Source organism: Bradyrhizobium diazoefficiens (genome assembly GCF_016612535.1).
Classification (GTDB): Bacteria; Pseudomonadota; Alphaproteobacteria; order Rhizobiales; family Xanthobacteraceae; genus Bradyrhizobium; species Bradyrhizobium diazoefficiens_C.
Genome location: NZ_JAENXS010000003.1, coordinates 285,840 through 302,272 on the forward strand (window position 1 = coordinate 285,840; position 16,433 = coordinate 302,272).

At 64.0% G+C, this 16,433-nt stretch carries 16 protein-coding genes; 8 read left to right on the forward strand and 8 right to left on the reverse strand.

The window, feature by feature from the left end:
• Positions 1 to 63: 63 nt before the first annotated feature.
• Positions 64 to 2,742, forward strand: coding sequence for an alanine--tRNA ligase (alaS, locus tag JJE66_RS32465; RefSeq protein WP_200519635.1), 2,679 nt, complete (start codon positions 64 to 66; stop codon positions 2,740 to 2,742).
• A gap of 24 nt (positions 2,743 to 2,766) precedes the next feature.
• Here alaS and JJE66_RS32470 read toward each other — a convergent pair whose 3' ends face one another.
• Both JJE66_RS32470 and JJE66_RS32475 read right to left on the reverse strand, forming a co-directional pair.
• Positions 2,767 to 3,267, reverse strand: coding sequence for a DUF3455 domain-containing protein (locus tag JJE66_RS32470; RefSeq protein ID WP_200519644.1), 501 nt, complete (start codon positions 3,265 to 3,267; stop codon positions 2,767 to 2,769).
• Between the two features lie 99 nt (positions 3,268 to 3,366).
• On the reverse strand, positions 3,367 to 4,578 hold the full coding sequence (locus JJE66_RS32475) for an NADP-dependent isocitrate dehydrogenase (RefSeq protein WP_200519646.1): 1,212 nt from the start codon (positions 4,576 to 4,578) through the stop codon (positions 3,367 to 3,369).
• A gap of 359 nt (positions 4,579 to 4,937) precedes the next feature.
• Here JJE66_RS32475 and JJE66_RS32480 point away from each other — a divergent pair, with 359 nt between their 5' ends.
• Positions 4,938 to 6,137 (forward strand): TrmJ/YjtD family RNA methyltransferase, encoded by a 1,200-nt coding sequence (locus tag JJE66_RS32480; RefSeq protein WP_200519654.1) that lies wholly within the window; start codon positions 4,938 to 4,940, stop codon positions 6,135 to 6,137.
• A gap of 86 nt (positions 6,138 to 6,223) precedes the next feature.
• Here JJE66_RS32480 and JJE66_RS32485 read toward each other — a convergent pair whose 3' ends face one another.
• From JJE66_RS32485 to mddA, 3 genes are read right to left on the reverse strand one after another with little or no spacing between them, the layout of a single operon-like run.
• A complete protein-coding gene (locus JJE66_RS32485; RefSeq protein WP_200519656.1) occupies positions 6,224 to 6,979 on the reverse strand; it encodes a hypothetical protein in 756 nt (251 codons plus the stop codon).
• 25 nt (positions 6,980 to 7,004) lie between these two features.
• Positions 7,005 to 7,982: an NADPH:quinone oxidoreductase family protein gene (locus JJE66_RS32490; protein ID WP_200519658.1), complete on the reverse strand. Its 978-nt coding sequence runs from the start codon at positions 7,980 to 7,982 to the stop codon at positions 7,005 to 7,007.
• Complete coding sequence (gene mddA, locus JJE66_RS32495) at positions 7,979 to 8,767, reverse strand: methanethiol S-methyltransferase (RefSeq protein WP_200519660.1); 789 nt, start codon at positions 8,765 to 8,767, stop codon at positions 7,979 to 7,981. Before mddA ends, JJE66_RS32490 begins: the two co-directional genes overlap by 4 nt.
• Before the next feature lie 135 nt (positions 8,768 to 8,902).
• On the opposite strand from mddA, the gene JJE66_RS32500 reads away from it, so the two are divergent.
• Together JJE66_RS32500 and cynS are read left to right on the forward strand one after the other, a co-directional pair.
• A complete protein-coding gene (locus JJE66_RS32500) occupies positions 8,903 to 10,447 on the forward strand; it encodes an alpha/beta fold hydrolase (protein WP_200519663.1) in 1,545 nt (514 codons plus the stop codon).
• Positions 10,448 to 10,522: 75 nt separating this feature from the next.
• A complete protein-coding gene (gene cynS / locus JJE66_RS32505; RefSeq protein WP_200519665.1) occupies positions 10,523 to 11,005 on the forward strand; it encodes a cyanase in 483 nt (160 codons plus the stop codon).
• Positions 11,006 to 11,070: 65 nt separating this feature from the next.
• On the opposite strand, the gene purB is transcribed toward cynS, so the two are convergent.
• Together purB and JJE66_RS32515 are read right to left on the reverse strand one after the other, a co-directional pair.
• Positions 11,071 to 12,525, reverse strand: coding sequence for an adenylosuccinate lyase (gene purB, locus JJE66_RS32510; protein ID WP_210350015.1), 1,455 nt, complete (start codon positions 12,523 to 12,525; stop codon positions 11,071 to 11,073).
• 93 nt (positions 12,526 to 12,618) lie between these two features.
• A complete protein-coding gene (locus JJE66_RS32515) occupies positions 12,619 to 12,942 on the reverse strand; it encodes a DUF1476 domain-containing protein (RefSeq protein WP_200519667.1) in 324 nt (107 codons plus the stop codon).
• A 331-nt stretch (positions 12,943 to 13,273) separates the two neighbouring features.
• On the opposite strand from JJE66_RS32515, the gene purC reads away from it, so the two are divergent.
• Genes purC through JJE66_RS32530 form a run of 3 tightly spaced genes read left to right on the forward strand, consistent with a single transcriptional unit; the run spans position 13,274 to position 14,537 of the window.
• Positions 13,274 to 14,041, forward strand: coding sequence for a phosphoribosylaminoimidazolesuccinocarboxamide synthase (purC, locus tag JJE66_RS32520; RefSeq protein WP_008974302.1), 768 nt, complete (start codon positions 13,274 to 13,276; stop codon positions 14,039 to 14,041).
• Between the two features lie 10 nt (positions 14,042 to 14,051).
• Positions 14,052 to 14,294: a phosphoribosylformylglycinamidine synthase subunit PurS gene (gene purS / locus JJE66_RS32525; protein ID WP_200519675.1), complete on the forward strand. Its 243-nt coding sequence runs from the start codon at positions 14,052 to 14,054 to the stop codon at positions 14,292 to 14,294.
• A gap of 9 nt (positions 14,295 to 14,303) precedes the next feature.
• Complete coding sequence (locus JJE66_RS32530; protein WP_200519677.1) at positions 14,304 to 14,537, forward strand: hypothetical protein; 234 nt, start codon at positions 14,304 to 14,306, stop codon at positions 14,535 to 14,537.
• 8 nt (positions 14,538 to 14,545) lie between these two features.
• Here the strand turns inward: JJE66_RS32530 and JJE66_RS32535 are convergent, their stop codons facing one another.
• Positions 14,546 to 15,562, reverse strand: coding sequence for a magnesium and cobalt transport protein CorA (locus JJE66_RS32535; RefSeq protein ID WP_200519679.1), 1,017 nt, complete (start codon positions 15,560 to 15,562; stop codon positions 14,546 to 14,548).
• A 167-nt stretch (positions 15,563 to 15,729) separates the two neighbouring features.
• Between JJE66_RS32535 and purQ the strand changes: the two genes are divergently transcribed.
• Positions 15,730 to 16,431, forward strand: a complete 702-nt coding sequence (purQ, locus tag JJE66_RS32540; RefSeq protein ID WP_200519681.1) for a phosphoribosylformylglycinamidine synthase subunit PurQ — start codon at positions 15,730 to 15,732, stop codon at positions 16,429 to 16,431.
• Positions 16,432 to 16,433: the final 2 nt, after the last annotated feature.

Sequence of the window (16,433 nt, forward strand, 5' to 3'; positions counted from 1 at the left end):
TCAGCCCAAACCCAGCGGTTTGGATGGCGTATAGCGGGTCCAAGCACACCCGATTGGATGAACATGAGCGGCGTCAACGAGATCAGGTCGACCTTTCTGAACTTCTTTGCCGAGAACGGCCACGAGATCGTGTCGTCCTCGCCATTGGTGCCGCGCAACGATCCGACGTTGATGTTCACCAATGCCGGCATGGTGCAGTTCAAGAACGTCTTCACCGGCGTCGAGAAGCGGCCCTATCAGCGCGCCACCACCTCGCAGAAATGCGTGCGCGCCGGCGGCAAGCACAACGACCTCGACAATGTCGGCTACACCGCGCGCCATCTCACCTTCTTCGAGATGCTCGGCAATTTCTCGTTCGGCGACTATTTCAAGGAGCGCGCGATCGAGCTGGCCTGGAAGCTCATCACGAAGGATTTCGGGCTCAACAAGGACAAGCTGCTCGTCACCGTCTACCACACCGACGACGAGGCGCACGGGCTCTGGAAGAAGATCGCCGGCTTCTCCGACGACCGCATCATTCGGATCCCGACCTCCGACAATTTCTGGGCGATGGGCGACACTGGCCCGTGCGGTCCGTGCTCGGAGATCTTCATCGATCGCGGCGACCACATCTGGGGCGGCCCTCCGGGCTCACCGGAAGAGGACGGCGACCGCTTCCTCGAATTCTGGAATCTGGTGTTCATGCAATACGAGCAGGTGACGAAGGAGGAGCGCGTGCCGTTGCCGCGTCCCTCGATCGACACCGGCATGGGCCTGGAGCGCATGGCCAGCATCATGCAGGGCGTCGACAGCGTGTTCGAGACCGATCTGTTCCGTCATTTGATCGACGCGACATCGTCTGCGCTGGGCCACGGGCCGAACGCGCAGACGGTGGCCTCGTTCCGCGTCATCGCCGACCATCTGCGCTCCTCCGCCTTCCTGGTCGCGGATGGCGTGCTGCCCTCGAACGAGGGCCGCGGCTATGTGCTGCGCCGGATCATGCGACGCGCCATGCGCCATGCGCAGCTTCTCGGTGCCAAAGAGCCGCTGATGCATCGCCTGGTCTGGGCGCTGGTGCGCGAGATGGGCCAGGCCTATCCCGATTTGATGCGCGCGGAGAATCTGATCGAGGAAACGCTGCGGCTGGAAGAGACCCGCTTCCGCAAGACGCTGGTGCGCGGCCTTGCCATTCTCGACGAGAAGAGCGCGTCCTTGAAGACAGGCGACATGTTCGACGGCGACGTCGCCTTCACGCTCTACGACACCTATGGCTTCCCGCTGGATCTGACGCAGGACGCGCTGAAATCGCGCGGCATCGGCGTCGACCAGGCTGCCTTCACCGACGCCATGGACCGGCAGAAGGCCAAGGCGCGCGCATCCTGGGCCGGCTCGGGTGAAGCTGCCTCTGAGGCGATCTGGTTCCCGCTGCGCGAGAAGTTAGGGGCCACCGAATTTCTGGGCTACGAGACCGAGAGCGCCGAAGGCGTCGTCTCTGCGCTCGTCAAGGACGGCAAGGAGATCGACGGCCTCAAGGCCGGCGAGACCGGGGCGCTGCTCCTGAACCAGACGCCGTTCTATGCGGAGTCCGGCGGCCAGGTCGGTGATACCGGCGTGCTGCTGGGGGAAGGCGGCATCAAGTTCCGCGTCACCGACACCCAGAAGAAGCTCGGCGATCTCTTCGTTCATATCGGCACATTGGAGAGCGGCGAGCTGAAGCTCGGCACCGCGCTCCAGCTCGAGGTCGATCACCGGCGTCGCTCGTCGATCCGCGCGCACCACTCGGCGACGCACCTCATTCACGAGGCGCTGCGGCAGGTGCTCGGCGACCACATCGCCCAGCGCGGCTCGATGGTCGCGCCGGATCGCCTGCGTTTCGACTTCGTGCATCCGAAGCCGATCACGCCGGAGGAGCTTGCCCGCGTCGAGGACATCGCCAACGACGTGGTGCTGGAGAACGACGAGGTCACTACGCGCGTGATGGGTGTCGACGAGGCCCGCGAAGCGGGCGCGCGCGCCCTGTTCGGCGAGAAATACGGCGACGAAGTCCGCGTGGTCTCGATGGGTCGGACCGCGCGTGAGCGCGGCGCCAATGCGCTTGGATGGTCGGTCGAGCTCTGCGGCGGCACGCATGTGAAGCGCACCGGCGATATCGGCCTGATCACGCTGACGGGCGAGAGCGCGGTTGCCTCCGGCGTCCGCCGCATCGAGGCGCTGACCGGCAACTATGCGCGCAGGCACGCCAACGAGACCATGGCGCTGGCGAAGACGGCGGCCCACGAGCTGCGCACGTCGATCGACGACGTTCCGGCGCGCATCGCCGCGCTGATGGAGGAGCGCAAGAAGCTCGAGCGTGAATTGTCAGACGCCCGCAAGAAGCTCGCGATGGGCGGAGGCGCGTCGAGCGGCGATGGAGCAGCGGCAAGCGTGCGCGAGGTCGGCGACGTCAAGCTGATGGCGCGCGCTGTCGAAGGCATCGAGACGAAGGATCTCAAGAGCCTCGCGGACGACGGCAAGAAGCAGATCGGCTCGGGTGTCGTCGCCATCGTCGGCGTCACGGAGGACGGCAAGGCCGGAATCGTGGTCGGCGTCACCGCCGACCTGACCTCGCGCTTCAACGCGGTCAATCTGGTGCGCGTCGGCTCCGAAGCGCTCGGCGGCAAGGGCGGCGGCGGCCGGCCCGACATGGCGCAGGCCGGCGGCCCCGATGGCGCCAAGGCGTCCGAGGCGCTGGCGGCGATCGAAAAAGCCGTGGCAGGGGCGTAAGCGCGCGCACCGACCGCTGAGCGGTCAGCCCTTCTTCAGGAATACATACTCGGCCGAGTAGGGCGCGCTCTTGAACTCGCCGGCCTTGTCGCACGCGCCGTCGAGCTTGCCGCCATGGGTGTTGATGCGCTGGACTGTGGTGACCGGCGTCAGCACGCCGCTGCCGCGATGTGAGGCGACGTCCAGCTTCAGCCAGGCGATATCGGCGGCCGTTGCGCCCGGCGCATTGCCGATGACCTTGCCGACGACGGCGCTGCCGTCGGGATGCTCCCAGTTCGGCCCGGCATAGTGGCGGCCGACGGTTTTGCCCTCGGAGAGCAGCGTCGCGATCGGCTCGCGAAAGCCCCAGGCGAGCTTGCCGTCGGTGCCGGCCTTGCACTCATAGACCTGCGCGCCTTCGGCATGGACGCTGAGCACGACGCTCTCGCCTGATGCGGCGATGGCGTCGGGCAACGCGTCGGCAGCGACGGCGGGTCCGATCAGGGCCGCGAGCAGCAGGCAGGGGGCAGCAAGCTTGATGGACATCATGGTCTCCGCGAAAGCTTTCACAAAACGAACGGGCCGCGCTTACGACGCGGCCCGTGATGATGTCTGGCCCAGTCGGGCGAAATTGCGGTCGGCGGCTTAGGCCAACGCCTTCGTGAGATTCTCCGCGACCTTGTCGAGGAAGCCGGTGGTCGACAGCCAGCGCTGGTCGGCGCCGACCAGCAGCGCGAGGTCCTTGGTCATGTAGCCTTCCTCGACGGTGTCGACGCAGACCTTCTCCAGGGTGTTCGCGAACTTGGCGAGCTCGGCATTGTTGTCGAGCTTGGCGCGGTGCGACAGGCCACGGGTCCAGGCGAAGATCGACGCGATCGAGTTGGTCGAGGTCTCCTTGCCCTTCTGGTGCTCGCGGTAATGGCGGGTCACCGTGCCGTGGGCGGCTTCGGCTTCGACCGTCTTGCCGTCGGGGGTGAGCAGCACCGAGGTCATCAGGCCAAGCGAGCCGTAGCCCTGCGCGACCGTGTCGGACTGCACGTCGCCGTCGTAGTTCTTGCAGGCCCAGACATAGCCGCCCGACCATTTCAGCGCCGAGGCCACCATGTCGTCGATCAGGCGGTGCTCGTAGGTCAGGCCCTTGGCCTCGAATTCTTTCTTGAACTCGCGGTCGTAGATGTCCTGGAAGATGTCCTTGAAGCGGCCGTCATAGACCTTCAGGATCGTGTTCTTGGTCGAGAGATAGACCGGATAGCCGCGCAGTAGGCCGTAGTTCAGCGAGGCGCGGGCGAAATCGACGATGGAATCGTCGAGATTGTACATTCCCATCGCGACGCCGGCATCGGGGGCCTTGAACACTTCCTTCTCAATCACGGTGCCGTCCTCGCCGACGAACTTCATCGACAGGGTGCCCTTGCCCGGGAACTTGAAGTCGGTGGCGCGGTACTGGTCGCCATAAGCGTGGCGGCCGATGATGATCGGCTTGGTCCAGCCGGGAACGAGGCGGGGCACGTTCTTGCAGATGATCGGCTCGCGGAAGATCACGCCGCCGAGAATGTTTCGGATGGTGCCGTTCGGCGACTTCCACATCTGCTTGAGGTTGAACTCCTTCACCCGGGCCTCGTCCGGGGTGATGGTGGCGCACTTGACGCCGACGCCGACCTTCTTGATGGCTTCGGCTGCGTCGATGGTGACCTGATCGTTGGTCTGGTCGCGGTATTCCATCCCCAGGTCGAAATACATCAGCTCGACATCCAGGAACGGGTTGATCAGCTTGTCCTTGATGTACTGCCAGATGATCCGGGTCATCTCGTCGCCATCGAGTTCGACGACGGGATTGGATACCTTGATTTTTGCCATGATCGGAGAAGCCTCTTGGGAACGGCGCATTTGGCGCGCCACGGGAATATAAGTCGCCTCTTAGCACCGCGACGCGGCGGGCGAAAGCCAAGGGATTATGCACTTTTAGCTCATCCAGCTTCCATTGATGGGGGGCGGGGAGCGGCCGTCCCGCAGGGGCGGGGCTGAAGCTTCAGGAGAGATTCAAAAGTCGAATCCAACCCGTTATTTCCCTTGAGAATTCTGTCAGGACAGGCAAACGACTGGCGGACGGGCAGCCGGCCTAAAGATCTGGCCGAGGCCAAGCCAAGGCCGGCTTTGAATCAATTCCTGAAGGGCCCTCTCCAAGGCCTTGAGAACCACTGTGAAAGCGAAACGAGATGTCGGGGACTGACAAGAGCAAGGCGGGCCTCGCCCTCGACGGTCCCATCGTGATCCTGGTCGAGCCGCAGCTCGGGGAAAACATCGGCATGGCCGCGCGCGCCATGGGCAACTTCGCGCTCGGCGCCTTGCGCATCGTCAACCCCCGCGACGGCTGGCCCAACATCGCCGCCCAGCGCGCGGCCGCCGGCGCCGACCACATTCTGGAAAAGGTCGAACTGTTCGACACGGTCGGTGAGGCCGTCGCCGATCTCGACCTGCTGTTTGCCACCACCGCCCGGCCGCATGATCAGGCCAAGCCCGTGGTGGGGCCGGAAGCGGCTGCGGCCGAGATTTCAGGGCATGTAGCCACAGGGGGCAAGGCCGGCATCCTGTTCGGCCGGGAGCGCTGGGGACTGACCAACGAGGAGGTGGGGCTTGCCAACCGCATCATCACCTTCCCGGTCAATCCGGGCTTTGCCTCGCTCAACCTTGCCCAGGCCGTGCTGCTGGTTGGCTATGAATGGTTCAAGCGGGCGACATCCGGCGAGCTGCCGCACGCCATGCCGGAGCGCTCCGAGCGCGCCTCCCAGCACCAGATGCAGGCCTTCTTCGACAATTTGATCCGCGAGCTCGACCGGGTTGAGTTCCTGCGGCCCGCCGAGAAGCGCGACACCATGCTGGTGAACCTGCGCAACATTTTCAGCCGCATGGAGCCGACCAAGCAGGACATGCACACCCTCCATGGAGTCGTCATGGCGATCGCCGAGGGCCGCAAGGGCCCGGCCAAGGGCGGCGTGCTCGACGGCGAGCAGGCCACGCGGCTGCGCGCGTTGCTGGCCGAGCACGGGCAGGGCGGCGGCGTGCCCGACAGTGGCTCGACGGTGCGCGGGCTCGCGCGCCTGCTCCGCCGCAACCCGACCGACGCCGAGCGCCTGCTCTGGCAGGCGCTGACCCGTGATCGCCGCTTCGCTGGACAGTTCAAGCGCCAGACTCCGGTCGGAAGGCACATTCCGGATTTCGTCTCGTTCCCGCACCGCATCGCGATCGAACTGGTCAATCCGGGCGAGGGCGAGACGATCGCGGCAGATCGCGCGTCGCGACGGGCGTGGCTCGAGGCGCGCGATTACCGGGTGATGGAGATGCGCGCGGCGGACGTGGAGCGGGATATCGAGGCGGAGCTGGTGCGGTTGCAAGGGATGATCGAGCAGAGCGTGTAAGTGCCGTAGGGTGGATTAGCCGAAGGCGTAATCCACCAATTCTCGTGCGGCGACCAAAGTGGTGGATTACGCTTCGCTAATCCACCCTACGAAGCGCGGCCCAGCTGTACGTCGCGGTCGACGGCGATCCATGTCGTCCTCGCCACCGCCAGCAACCTCCCGGCTTGATCATGTGCCGCAGCCTCGGCCGTGCGTTTGCGGCCGTCGCGGCCGGTTGGCCAGGCCGTGATGATGCAACGGTCGCCGGGGCGCGGCCGGGCCTCGATCCGGGCTGACATCCGGCCCAACAGAAGCGGGGCCCGGTCGAAGTTGTTGCTCTGTTGATTGTAGTTGCAGGCATAGCCAGTCGGGCAATCGAGCGCCGACCAAAGAAACTCCGGGGCGACCAGGCCATCCTCGGCGGCCAAATTGGCGTCCGGCGTCCAGCTCGCCGCGAGCACGGCGTTCTGCGAATGACGGCCGAGCGGTCCGGCAAAGATGCGCAGGCCGTCTCCTCTTGCCCGCGCGGGCCCGCAGACGAAACATGTCGGCAGCGGATGCTCGTGCGGCTTCACCGGCGTCAGCAATTCGGCGGCGCAGGCCTCTTCCAAGCTGGCTGTCTCCAGTCGCGCAAGCTCGACGCTCACCGCTCGTCCGGTTGCGACGACGCTGCCGCCATCGCGAAGCGCCCATGTGCCGTCGTTGGTCGCGACCGCATCCAGCGGTGTGTCAAGGCGAGGCGGCGCCCGCAGCGTCACCTCTGCACCGCCGGGAATGTGCCGGGCCAGCCGGCCGCAGACATAGCCGCCGTTTGCGGAGTTCGGAGGACCGCAATAGCGCTTGTCGATGATGATCTCTGTCATCGGTCTCTCCATCTCTCTTCCCACGTTACCTTATCTTGAGCACAATTCGTCCCTGAACAGTCCGATTGGCCACGGCGCGCATGGCCTCAGCGACCTCCTCCAAAGGGAGGACGCGATCGATGTGCGGGCGGATGTGCCCTTCGGCCAGCAACTGCATCAGCGTGTCATTTGCGCGCGCGGCTTCGAGGGGGAATTTCTCCGCCCAGGCGCCAGCGAACACACCGATGATGGAATAGTTCTTCAACAGCGGGAGGTTCATCGGGACCTGTGGAATCTCGCCGCTGGTGAAGCCGATCGGCATCAGCCGTCCGCCCCAATTCATCAGCCGGGCCATCTGCTCGAAGATCGCGCCGCCGACATTGTCGAAGCCGACATCGATACCGTCTCCGCCAGTGATCGACTTGATCCGGACGCGCAGATCTTCGCTGCGATAGTTGAGGACCTCGCCGGCGCCATAGCCGTGCGCCAACGCCGCCTTGTCGTCGGAACCGACGCCGGCGAGGACGCGCAGACCCAGATGGCGGCCGAGGTCGACGGCGGCGAGGCCAACTCCACCCGCAGCGCCCGTGATGAAAACGGTCTCACCGGGCTGTGCCCGTGCCCGCTCGACCAGCGCATAATAGGCCGTGCCGTAATTGTGCAGCACCGTCGCAGCCGCTTCGAATGCAACGCCATCAGGTAGGCGCACGCTCTTCGATTCCTTCGCTATCATCCGTTCGGCGTAGCCGCCGGTCCAGCTGCTGCATGCCACGCGGTCGCCGGGGCCGAACTTTGTGACCTTCTCGCCGACAGTGACGACGATGCCGGATGCTTCGGTGCCTGGGACGAAGGGCAAGGGTGGCCGCATCTGGTAGAGGCCCGAGACGAGTAGCTGGTCCATGAAGCTCACCGACGCCGTATGGACGTCGATGAGAATCTCGTCACCAGCTGGCTTTGGCTCGGTGATCTCACCGACGCGCAAATCCGCAGGGCCGGTGAACGAGCTGCATAGAATGGCTTTCATTGGGGCGCTCCGGCAGATCGTGGGGGCTGGCGGTCTTCCGTTTGGCGTACGAACAGACGCGGCGCCAGCATGGGAACGCGCCGGCGATAGTCATGATAGGCCGCGCCGAACTCCACGATCAGATCGCGCTCCTCGAACTGCAGCGCGACCAGGATGTAGGCGGTGTTCGCGAGTGCGAAGAGCAGATGGCCGACGGTCATTTCGGGCGTAGCCCAGAATGCGAGCAGGAAGCCGAGCATGAGCGGATGCCGCACGATCTTGTAGAGCAGCGGCGTCCGGAAGGATTGGCCTGATATCTCGGCTCCGCGCCACGCGACGAAAGCCTGGCGCAGGCCGAACAGATCGAAATGATCGATCATGTAGGTCGATGCGAACGCGATCAGCCAGCCGAGCCAATGCACTGACGTCAGCAGCCAGGCCAGAAGTCCGTCCGTTTGCCAGATCACTGTGGGGATCGGACGCCACTGCCAGAACAACAAGAGGAGGATCAGGCTCGAGAGCAGCACATAGGTGCTGCGCTGGCAGGCCGCGGGAAGGAATTTGCCCCACCATCGCTTGAACGCCGGGCGTGCCATCACGCTGTGCTGGATCGCAAACAGGCTCACCAGCAGAAGGTTGACGATTATGGCCTCGCTCACATTCGCCGTGCTGCCGACGTCGATCGACTTGTCGATTGATTTGGACACGACATAATTGCCGACGAAACCGAGCGCATAGAGAAACGAGATCGTGAACAGGGCGTAGCTCACGAGGGCATAGAGCAGGATCAGGAGGCGCGAGAGCATGTTTTTTCCTATTGTGCCTGATACAGCGGTGCCGCATGCAGGAGCTTGAATCGCTCGTAGGCGAGGCGACTCGATCCGGGCCCATGGCTATCGCTCGACCGTCCCCTGTGCGCCCCCCGAGTGGAGGAAGATTCCATGACGGCTTTCTCGCTTGGGACGTTCGGGTTCCCTGAGGTCCAGGCCGACGGCCGCCCGATCAAGCTGGCCTTGCGCAAGGGGCTTGCGCTGCTGGTCCATCTCGCAGAGGCCAAAGGCGCCGTTGCACGGGATGTCGCTGCGACCTGGCTGTGGCCCGAGGCCGACCGCGAGACCGGCCTCGCGCGATTGCGACGCCTGCTTCACCGCATCGAGCTCGCGCTTGGCCAGCCGGTTTTCGAAACCGACCGCACCAGCGTGCGCTGGTCGCCGGCGGTCGAACTTACGGTCGATACACATCTGTTCGAAAGCGCCTGCGATCGCGGCGCGTTTGAAGAGGCTTGCCAGATTTACCGGGGAGACTTCCTGGCTGGCTTCTCTCCGGACGACGCTCCCGAATTCGACGATTGGGCGTTCTTTCGCCGCGAGGCGTTGCGGGGACGGCTCGTGCATGCACTCGAGCGTCTCGTGCACGACAAGAATGCCGCCGGCGACCATTTTGCTGCGGCGGCGCTTGCGGGGCGTCTGGTCGAGCTCGATCCGCTCAGCGAAGTCTATGGCCGGCATCTGATCCGCAGCCTGCTGCTATCGGGCGATCGCGGCACGGCGGAGCGGCATCACGCGGCGTTGACGCAACGGCTGCGTGACGAACTTGGCGTCGCGCCGGAAGCTGAGACCGAGGCGCTGATGAGTCCCGCTGTGGCTCCATATGCGGTTCCGACGACGCGCTACGTCAAGGGCTCCGGCGTGCATCTGGCGTATCAGACCTACGGCAGCGGGCCGTTCGATATCCTCGTCATGCCCGGCTTCGTGTCGCATGTGGAACGCGCCTGGGAGCATCCGGCGAGTCGGACGTTCCTGGCGTCACTGATGAAGCTCGGGCGCCTGATCGTGTTCGATCGTCGCGGCATCGGGCTGTCCGACCGGGTCGGCTCGGCTCCCGGCATCGACGTGACCGCAGAGGATATCGGCACGGTGCTGAGGGCCACGGACTCGCGTCGCGTCGTGCTGTTCGGCGCTTCCGAATGCGGACCGGCCTGCGTCAAATTTGCGGTCGATGAAAAGAGCCGCGTCGCCGGGCTCATTCTGTTCGGTGCATTGGCAAAAGGCTGCTGGGCGGAAGACTATCCGCATGCGTTGCGCGCGAGCCAGTATGATGCCTGGAGCAAGCATCTCGTCGCCCAATGGGGCGGGCCGGTCGGGATCGAAGCTTTCGCGCCGAGCCTTGCGGGTGATCCGCAGGCGCGCGCCTGGTGGGCGGGGCTGTTGCGTGCGGCGTCCAGCCCCGGAGGCATCTCAGCCGTGCTTGAGGCCTTTCGCGACGCAGATGTGCGCCACCTGCTGCCGCAAGTGACCGTGCCGACGCTGGTGCTGCACCGGCGCGACGACAAGGCTGTGCGCATCGCGGCCGGCCGCGACGTCGCGAGCCGGATCGCCGGCGCGCAATTCGTCGAGCTCACCGGCAATGATCACTGGTTCTTTGCCGGCGATCAGCTGCCGGTGCTCGCGGCGATCAGGCGGTTTACGGAAACTCTGAAGCCATAAGCCTCATTTATTGGCACGTTTTGTGCCTGCCAAAGTGGCAGGCCGTCACATTGCCTAGCCAAGGGAGACCCTGACATGAAACGCGAAGACCTCACCGAAAAGCTGCTCGACATCAAGCGCGAGAAGGGCTGGAGCTGGAAACACATCTGCGAGAAGATCGGCGGCTATTCCGAGGTGCTGATAACAGGCGCGATCCTCGGCCAGATGAAACTGACCAAGCCGCAGGCCGCCAACGCCGCCGAGCTGTTCGGCCTGTCGAAGGCCGAGACCGCGATGCTGAACGAGACGCCGATGCGCGGCATGGCGATGCCGCCGACCGATCCCCTGATCTATCGCTTCTACGAGCTGGTGATGGTCAACGGCCCGGCGTGGAAGGCGCTCATCGAAGAGGAATACGGCGACGGCATCATGTCGGCGATCGACTTCGATATGGTGATGGAGCGCCAGCCGAACCCGAAGGGCGACCGTGTCAAGATCACGATGAGCGGCAAGTTCCTGCCGTACAAATATTACGGCGCCAGCGGCAACGTGCCGGAGTACGGCTTCAAGGAGGAGTGAGGGGCGAAGCGGAATTGCGAATAGCGAACGGGTTTTGCCGCTCGCTATTCGCTCCTCACTATCAGCTACAGAATCGCGCCCGGCGTGTAGCGGGCCGCTTCAGGCCTGGCCTTGGCCAACGCGTCGACCTGCTCGGCGAAGTAATCGACCTGAGCGCCGGCATCGCCCGAATTGGCGCGGCCGTGATCGAGCACGCTCCGCAATTCGGCCTCGCTCAGGCCGAGACGCTGATCGGCGGCAAGACGCTGGAGCAGGTCGTTCTGCACGATCTTGCCGGTGCGCAGGTCGCGAATGGCCGCGACCGCATGCTCCTTGATCGCCTCGTGCGCGCCCTCACGGCCGGCGCCCTTTTTCACCGCTTCCATCATGACCGTGGTGGTCAGCAGGAAGGGCAAATAGCGGTTGAGCTCGGTCGCGACGACGGCGTCGAAAATTTCCATCTGGTCGAGCACTGAGAGCAGGGTCTCGAGCAGGCCGTCCATAGCGAGGAAGGTATCGGGCAGCATCACGCGGCGGACGACGGAGCAGGAGACATCGCCTTCGTTCCACTGATCGCCGGCGAGGCTTGCGGCCATGGCGAGGTAGCCTCTCAGCACCACATGCAGGCCGTTGATGCGCTCGCAGGAGCGGCTGTTCATCTTGTGCGGCATCGCGGATGAGCCGACCTGGCCCTTGGCAAAGCCTTCGCTGGCGAGTTCATGGCCGGCCATCAGGCGCAGCGTCTTGGCGAAGCTGCTAGGACCGCTGGCGAGATCGACCAGCACGCTGACCGCACGGAAATCGAGGCTGCGCGGATAGACCTGGCCGACGGCATCGAAACTCTTGGGCAAGCCGAGGTGGACGAGGATGCGCTGTTCTAGCGTGCGGGCCTTGCCGGCATCGCCGTTGAACAGGGTGATCTGGTCGAGCCGCGTGCCGACCGCGCCCTTCAGGCCGCGCGCGGGATAGGTGTCGAGCACATTGACCAGGCTCTGATGCGCCAGCAGCATCTCTTCGCCGAACATGGCGATGCGCTTGCCGAGCGTCGTGACCTGCGCGGCCACGTTGTGGGTGCGTGCCGTGAACGGCATGTCGCGCAATTGCCTTGCGTGCTTGGCAAAACGAATCAGCGCGGCGATGCTCTTGGTCTCGATCAGCTGGAGGCCGCGGTAGACCTGGAGCTGCTCCACGTTCTCGGTGAGATCGCGGCTGGTCATGCCCTTGTGCAGGTGCTCGTGACCGGCGAGTTCGCAGAACTCCTCGATGCGAGCCTTGACGTCATGCCGGGTGATACGCTCGCGCCGCATGATGGACTCGAGGTTAATTTGGTCCTTCACGCGCTCGTAGCTTTCGACCACGCCATCCGGCACCGGGATGCCGAGATCGCGCTGCCCCTTCAGCACGGCGATCCAGTAGTCGCGTTCGAGGCGAACCTTGCCTTCGCCACTCCAGATGGCGCGCATGGCGGGCGAGGCATAGCGTTCGGCGAGGACGTTTGAGATATGATCTTTGGTGTGATCTTTGTTGTGATCTTGGGACATGCCGCACATTTGGCATTGCCCGAGGCTCGCCGCAAGCTGTCATGGAGCGAGCGGCGAACGGGATTGACCTCGCCACTGGCCGCTCACGCCAGCTTATATCCCGGCCTTCACCTGGGCCGCGGCCACGGCGATCAATTGGTTCATCTTGGCGCGAATCGCCTGCTCGGTGACGGCCACGTTCTTGGCCGCGAAATCGGCCATCACCTTGCGCAGGACGTCACCGTCGCCGGCTTCCTCGAAATCGGCCGCGACCACCTCCTTGGCGTAGGCGATGGCGGCGTCGCCGGTGATTTCGAGCTTTTCGGCCGCCCACAGCCCCAGCAGCCGGTTGCGGCGGGCTTCCGCCTTGAATTTCTGCTCCTCGTCGAGGGCGAACTTCTTCTCGAAGCCTTCTTCGCGCTTGTGGAACGTGCTCATGCCTCTTCCAATTCCCTGCTGACCGGATCCGGCGGCCCTCGTTGCGGGGGGCCCGGCGCATGCCTAGATAAGGGGCACGAATCGGCAAGACAACGAGCCGTTAAGCCGCAGGCAAGGCGGTATAAGTTGGCATCGGATGAGCCGGATCGATTGTGCTGGGACAGCCAATCGGATAGGTTGCCTGAAGGCGTGGTTCCTGTTCTGTTTCCTTGGAATTTCCTTGGGTTCGGATCGGTTCCAGGCTGTTCACGGCAGCTCCGCCGTGGGTCGTAGTTCTCGTCAACCGGAGCACACCAAATACATGGATTTCAACAAAACACGGTACATCCCCATGAGCCGTCGGCGTCGCATTTATGAAGGCAAGGCAAAGGTTCTGTATGAAGGCCCGGAGCCCGGTACCCTGATCCAGCACTTCAAGGATGACGCCACCGCGTTCAATGCGAAAAAGCATCAGGTGATCGAGGGCAAGGGTGTCCTCAATAACCGGATCTCGGAGTACCTGTTTCAGCACCTCAACGACATCGGGGTGCCGACCCACTTCATCCGCCGCCTCAACATGCGCGAGCAGTTGATTCGCGAGGTCGAGATCGTGCCGCTGGAAGTGGTGGTGCGGAACGTCGCCGCCGGCTCGCTGTCGCAGCGCCTCGGTATCGAGGAGGGCACCCAGCTGCCGCGCTCGATCATCGAATTCTACTACAAGAACGACCAGCTCAACGACCCCATGGTGTCGGAAGAGCACATCACTGCCTTCGGCTGGGCGACGCCCCAGGAGATCGACGACATCATGGCGCTCGCCATCCGCGTCAACGATTTCCTCACCGGCCTCTTCCTCGGCATCGGCATCCGCCTCGTCGACTTCAAGATGGAATGCGGCCGGCTGTTCGAGAACGAGATGATGCGGATCATCGTCGCCGACGAGATCTCGCCGGACTCCTGCCGGCTCTGGGACATCAAGTCGAACGAGAAGCTCGACAAGGACCGTTTCCGTCGTGACCTCGGCGGTCTGCTCGAGGCCTATACCGAAGTCGCCAAGCGTCTCGGCATCCTGATGGAGAACGAGCGTCCGGCCGGCTCCGGCCCGGTGCTGGTGAAGAGCTAAGAGGTTTGACGTGAAGGCACGTGTCACCGTGACGTTGAAAACGGGCATCCTCGATCCGCAGGGCAAGGCGATCGAGGGTGCGTTGAAGTCGCTCGGCGTCGATGGCGTCGCCAGCGTCCGCCAGGGCAAGGTGTTCGACATCGAGCTCGCCGGCGCCGACAAGGCCAAGGCCGAAGCCGCGTTGAAGGACGCGGCCGACAAGCTCTTGGCGAATACCGTGATCGAGAATTATGCGATCGAGGTGAAGGGCTGAGAGTTAGCCATGGTCGAAGTCAGCAACGAGTTGATCTTTGAGGTCCTCAAGCAAGTACAGCAGAGGATCGACAGAATTGATCACAAGATCGATGAAATCAAGTCGGAGCTGAACGCGCTTCGGGGGCACCAAATCTCGATGCAGCCGGACCTCCAGAACGTATACGGGATACTCGGACGTTCCGACGTACGGCTCGATCATATCGAGCGCAGGCTAGAGCTGAGCGACGTGCCTGTGTCCTAAGCCGGTGCTCACAGCCACCCGACGCGGCGGAAGCGCCAGTACAGGCCGGCGCAGGTGAGCGCCATCATCCCCATCACGACGAAGTAGCTATACTCCCATTGCAGCTCGGGGATGTATTTGAAGTTCATCCCGTAGATGCCGGCGACCGCGGTCGGCACGGCGATGATGGCAAGCCACGAGGCCAGCTTCTTGGAGACGGCGGTCTCCTGGGCTTGGCCGACCAGAAGGCTCGCCTCGAACGCAAACGCTAGCACCTCGCGCATCGAATCGATGCGCTCCTGAATGTTGCGGACGTGATCGGTGACGTCGCGAAACAGCGGCCGCATGGTCGCGCGCACCATCGGCAAATTGTCGTGCTCGAGCTTGCGGCAGACTTCCACCAGGGGACCGATCGCGTTACGCAGCCGCAACAAGTCGCGGCGGAGCATATAAAGCCGTTCGATCTGTTCCCGCGTCATCGGATTGGCGAGCACGTCCTCCTCGATCTGTTCGACCTCCTCGTGGATCGTTTCCAGCACGGGCGAGTAGTTGTCGACGATGAAATCGAGGATGGCGTAAAGAATGTAGTCCTCGCCGCGGGCGAGGGCGCGGGGACAGCTCTCACTGCGTGCACGCACCGCGGTATACGACGTCGAGGCGCCGTGGCGCACCGAGACCAGATAACCTTCGCCGACGAACAGATGGGTCTCGCCAAAGGCGATCCTGCCGTCGATCAATTGCGCCGTGCGTGCTACGATGAACAGGCCCTCGCCATATTGTTCGATCTTCGGCCGCTGATGAGCGTTGTTGGCGTCCTCGATCGCGAGGTCGTGAAGGTCGAACTGTTTCTGCACGCCGGACAGGAGCGCCAAATCCGGCTCGTAGAGCCCGATCCAGACCACGTGACCGGGCTTGGCGCGCCAGCTCGCGGCTTCTTCGATGGCGATATTGGCGACGCGGCGTCCGTCGATATAGGCGCCCGCCGCGATCACACCTTCGGCGGAGAGCGGCTCGGACTGGGAAGCTGGCAGCGACGGGACGTTCATGGCTCTAATCCCGGGCAAAATCGCCAGGCAAAAGTGCGTGGCTATGGCCTGTGTACAAGGCCACCCGGCAAGGCTAGCACTGGTAAAATCCTCGTCAAATGGCTATGTCTCTTCAGGATTTGGCCCTTTGGCCAACCCCGATTCCCGTCACCGTCGGAACCTGAACCATGAAGGCCGCCATCCTCGTCTTTCCCGGAATCAACCGCGAGCGCGACATGGCGCGCGCGTTGAAGCTGATCTCGGGCCACGAGCCAGCGATGGTTTGGCACGCCGAGCCATCGCTTCCCGCAGGCACCGACCTCGTGGTCGTGCCCGGCGGCTTCTCCTACGGCGACTATCTTCGCTGCGGTGCGATTGCGGCGCGGGCGCCGGTGATGGATGCGGTGCGCGACTATGCGGCCAAGGGCGGCCTCGTGCTCGGCGTCTGCAACGGTTTCCAGATCCTCTGCGAGTCCGGCCTGCTGCCGGGCGTGCTGATGCGCAATGCGCGGCTGAAATTCGTCTGCAAGGACGTGCATCTGCGCGTCGAGCGCTCCGACACACCGTTCACCCGCGGCTACAATGCCGGCCAGGTGATCCGCGTGCCGGTCGCCCATGGCGAGGGCAATTACGCTGCCGATGAAGAGACCATCAAGCGGCTCGTAGGCGAGGGGCGGGTGCTCTATCGCTACTGCTCGGCCGACGGCGTGGTCGACGAGAGCCACAACATCAACGGCGCGGCGCATTCGATCGCCGGTCTCGTCAACGACAAGGGCAACGTGCTCGGCATGATGCCGCATCCCGAGAACCACGTCGAAGACATCATGGGCTGCACCGACGGCCGCGGCCTGTTCGCCGGCCTCACTGCACATCTGGAAAAGGCCGCTTGATT

Excerpts from the sequence above, each read along its gene's own strand:
- alaS (WP_200519635.1), top strand. The coding sequence starts at position 64 with ATGAGCGGCGTCAACGAGATCAGGTCGACCTTTCTGAACTTCTTTGCC.
- JJE66_RS32470 (WP_200519644.1), bottom strand. The coding sequence starts at position 3,267 with ATGTCCATCAAGCTTGCTGCCCCCTGCCTGCTGCTCGCGGCCCTGATC.
- JJE66_RS32475 (WP_200519646.1), bottom strand. The coding sequence starts at position 4,578 with ATGGCAAAAATCAAGGTATCCAATCCCGTCGTCGAACTCGATGGCGAC.
- JJE66_RS32480 (WP_200519654.1), top strand. The coding sequence starts at position 4,938 with ATGTCGGGGACTGACAAGAGCAAGGCGGGCCTCGCCCTCGACGGTCCC.
- JJE66_RS32485 (WP_200519656.1), bottom strand. The coding sequence starts at position 6,979 with ATGACAGAGATCATCATCGACAAGCGCTATTGCGGTCCTCCGAACTCC.
- JJE66_RS32490 (WP_200519658.1), bottom strand. The coding sequence starts at position 7,982 with ATGAAAGCCATTCTATGCAGCTCGTTCACCGGCCCTGCGGATTTGCGC.
- mddA (WP_200519660.1), bottom strand. The coding sequence starts at position 8,767 with ATGCTCTCGCGCCTCCTGATCCTGCTCTATGCCCTCGTGAGCTACGCC.
- JJE66_RS32500 (WP_200519663.1), top strand. The coding sequence starts at position 8,903 with ATGACGGCTTTCTCGCTTGGGACGTTCGGGTTCCCTGAGGTCCAGGCC.
- cynS (WP_200519665.1), top strand. The coding sequence starts at position 10,523 with ATGAAACGCGAAGACCTCACCGAAAAGCTGCTCGACATCAAGCGCGAG.
- purB (WP_210350015.1), bottom strand. The coding sequence starts at position 12,525 with ATGTCCCAAGATCACAACAAAGATCACACCAAAGATCATATCTCAAAC.
- JJE66_RS32515 (WP_200519667.1), bottom strand. The coding sequence starts at position 12,942 with ATGAGCACGTTCCACAAGCGCGAAGAAGGCTTCGAGAAGAAGTTCGCC.
- purC (WP_008974302.1), top strand. The coding sequence starts at position 13,274 with ATGAGCCGTCGGCGTCGCATTTATGAAGGCAAGGCAAAGGTTCTGTAT.
- JJE66_RS32530 (WP_200519677.1), top strand. The coding sequence starts at position 14,304 with ATGGTCGAAGTCAGCAACGAGTTGATCTTTGAGGTCCTCAAGCAAGTA.
- JJE66_RS32535 (WP_200519679.1), bottom strand. The coding sequence starts at position 15,562 with ATGAACGTCCCGTCGCTGCCAGCTTCCCAGTCCGAGCCGCTCTCCGCC.
- purQ (WP_200519681.1), top strand. The coding sequence starts at position 15,730 with ATGAAGGCCGCCATCCTCGTCTTTCCCGGAATCAACCGCGAGCGCGAC.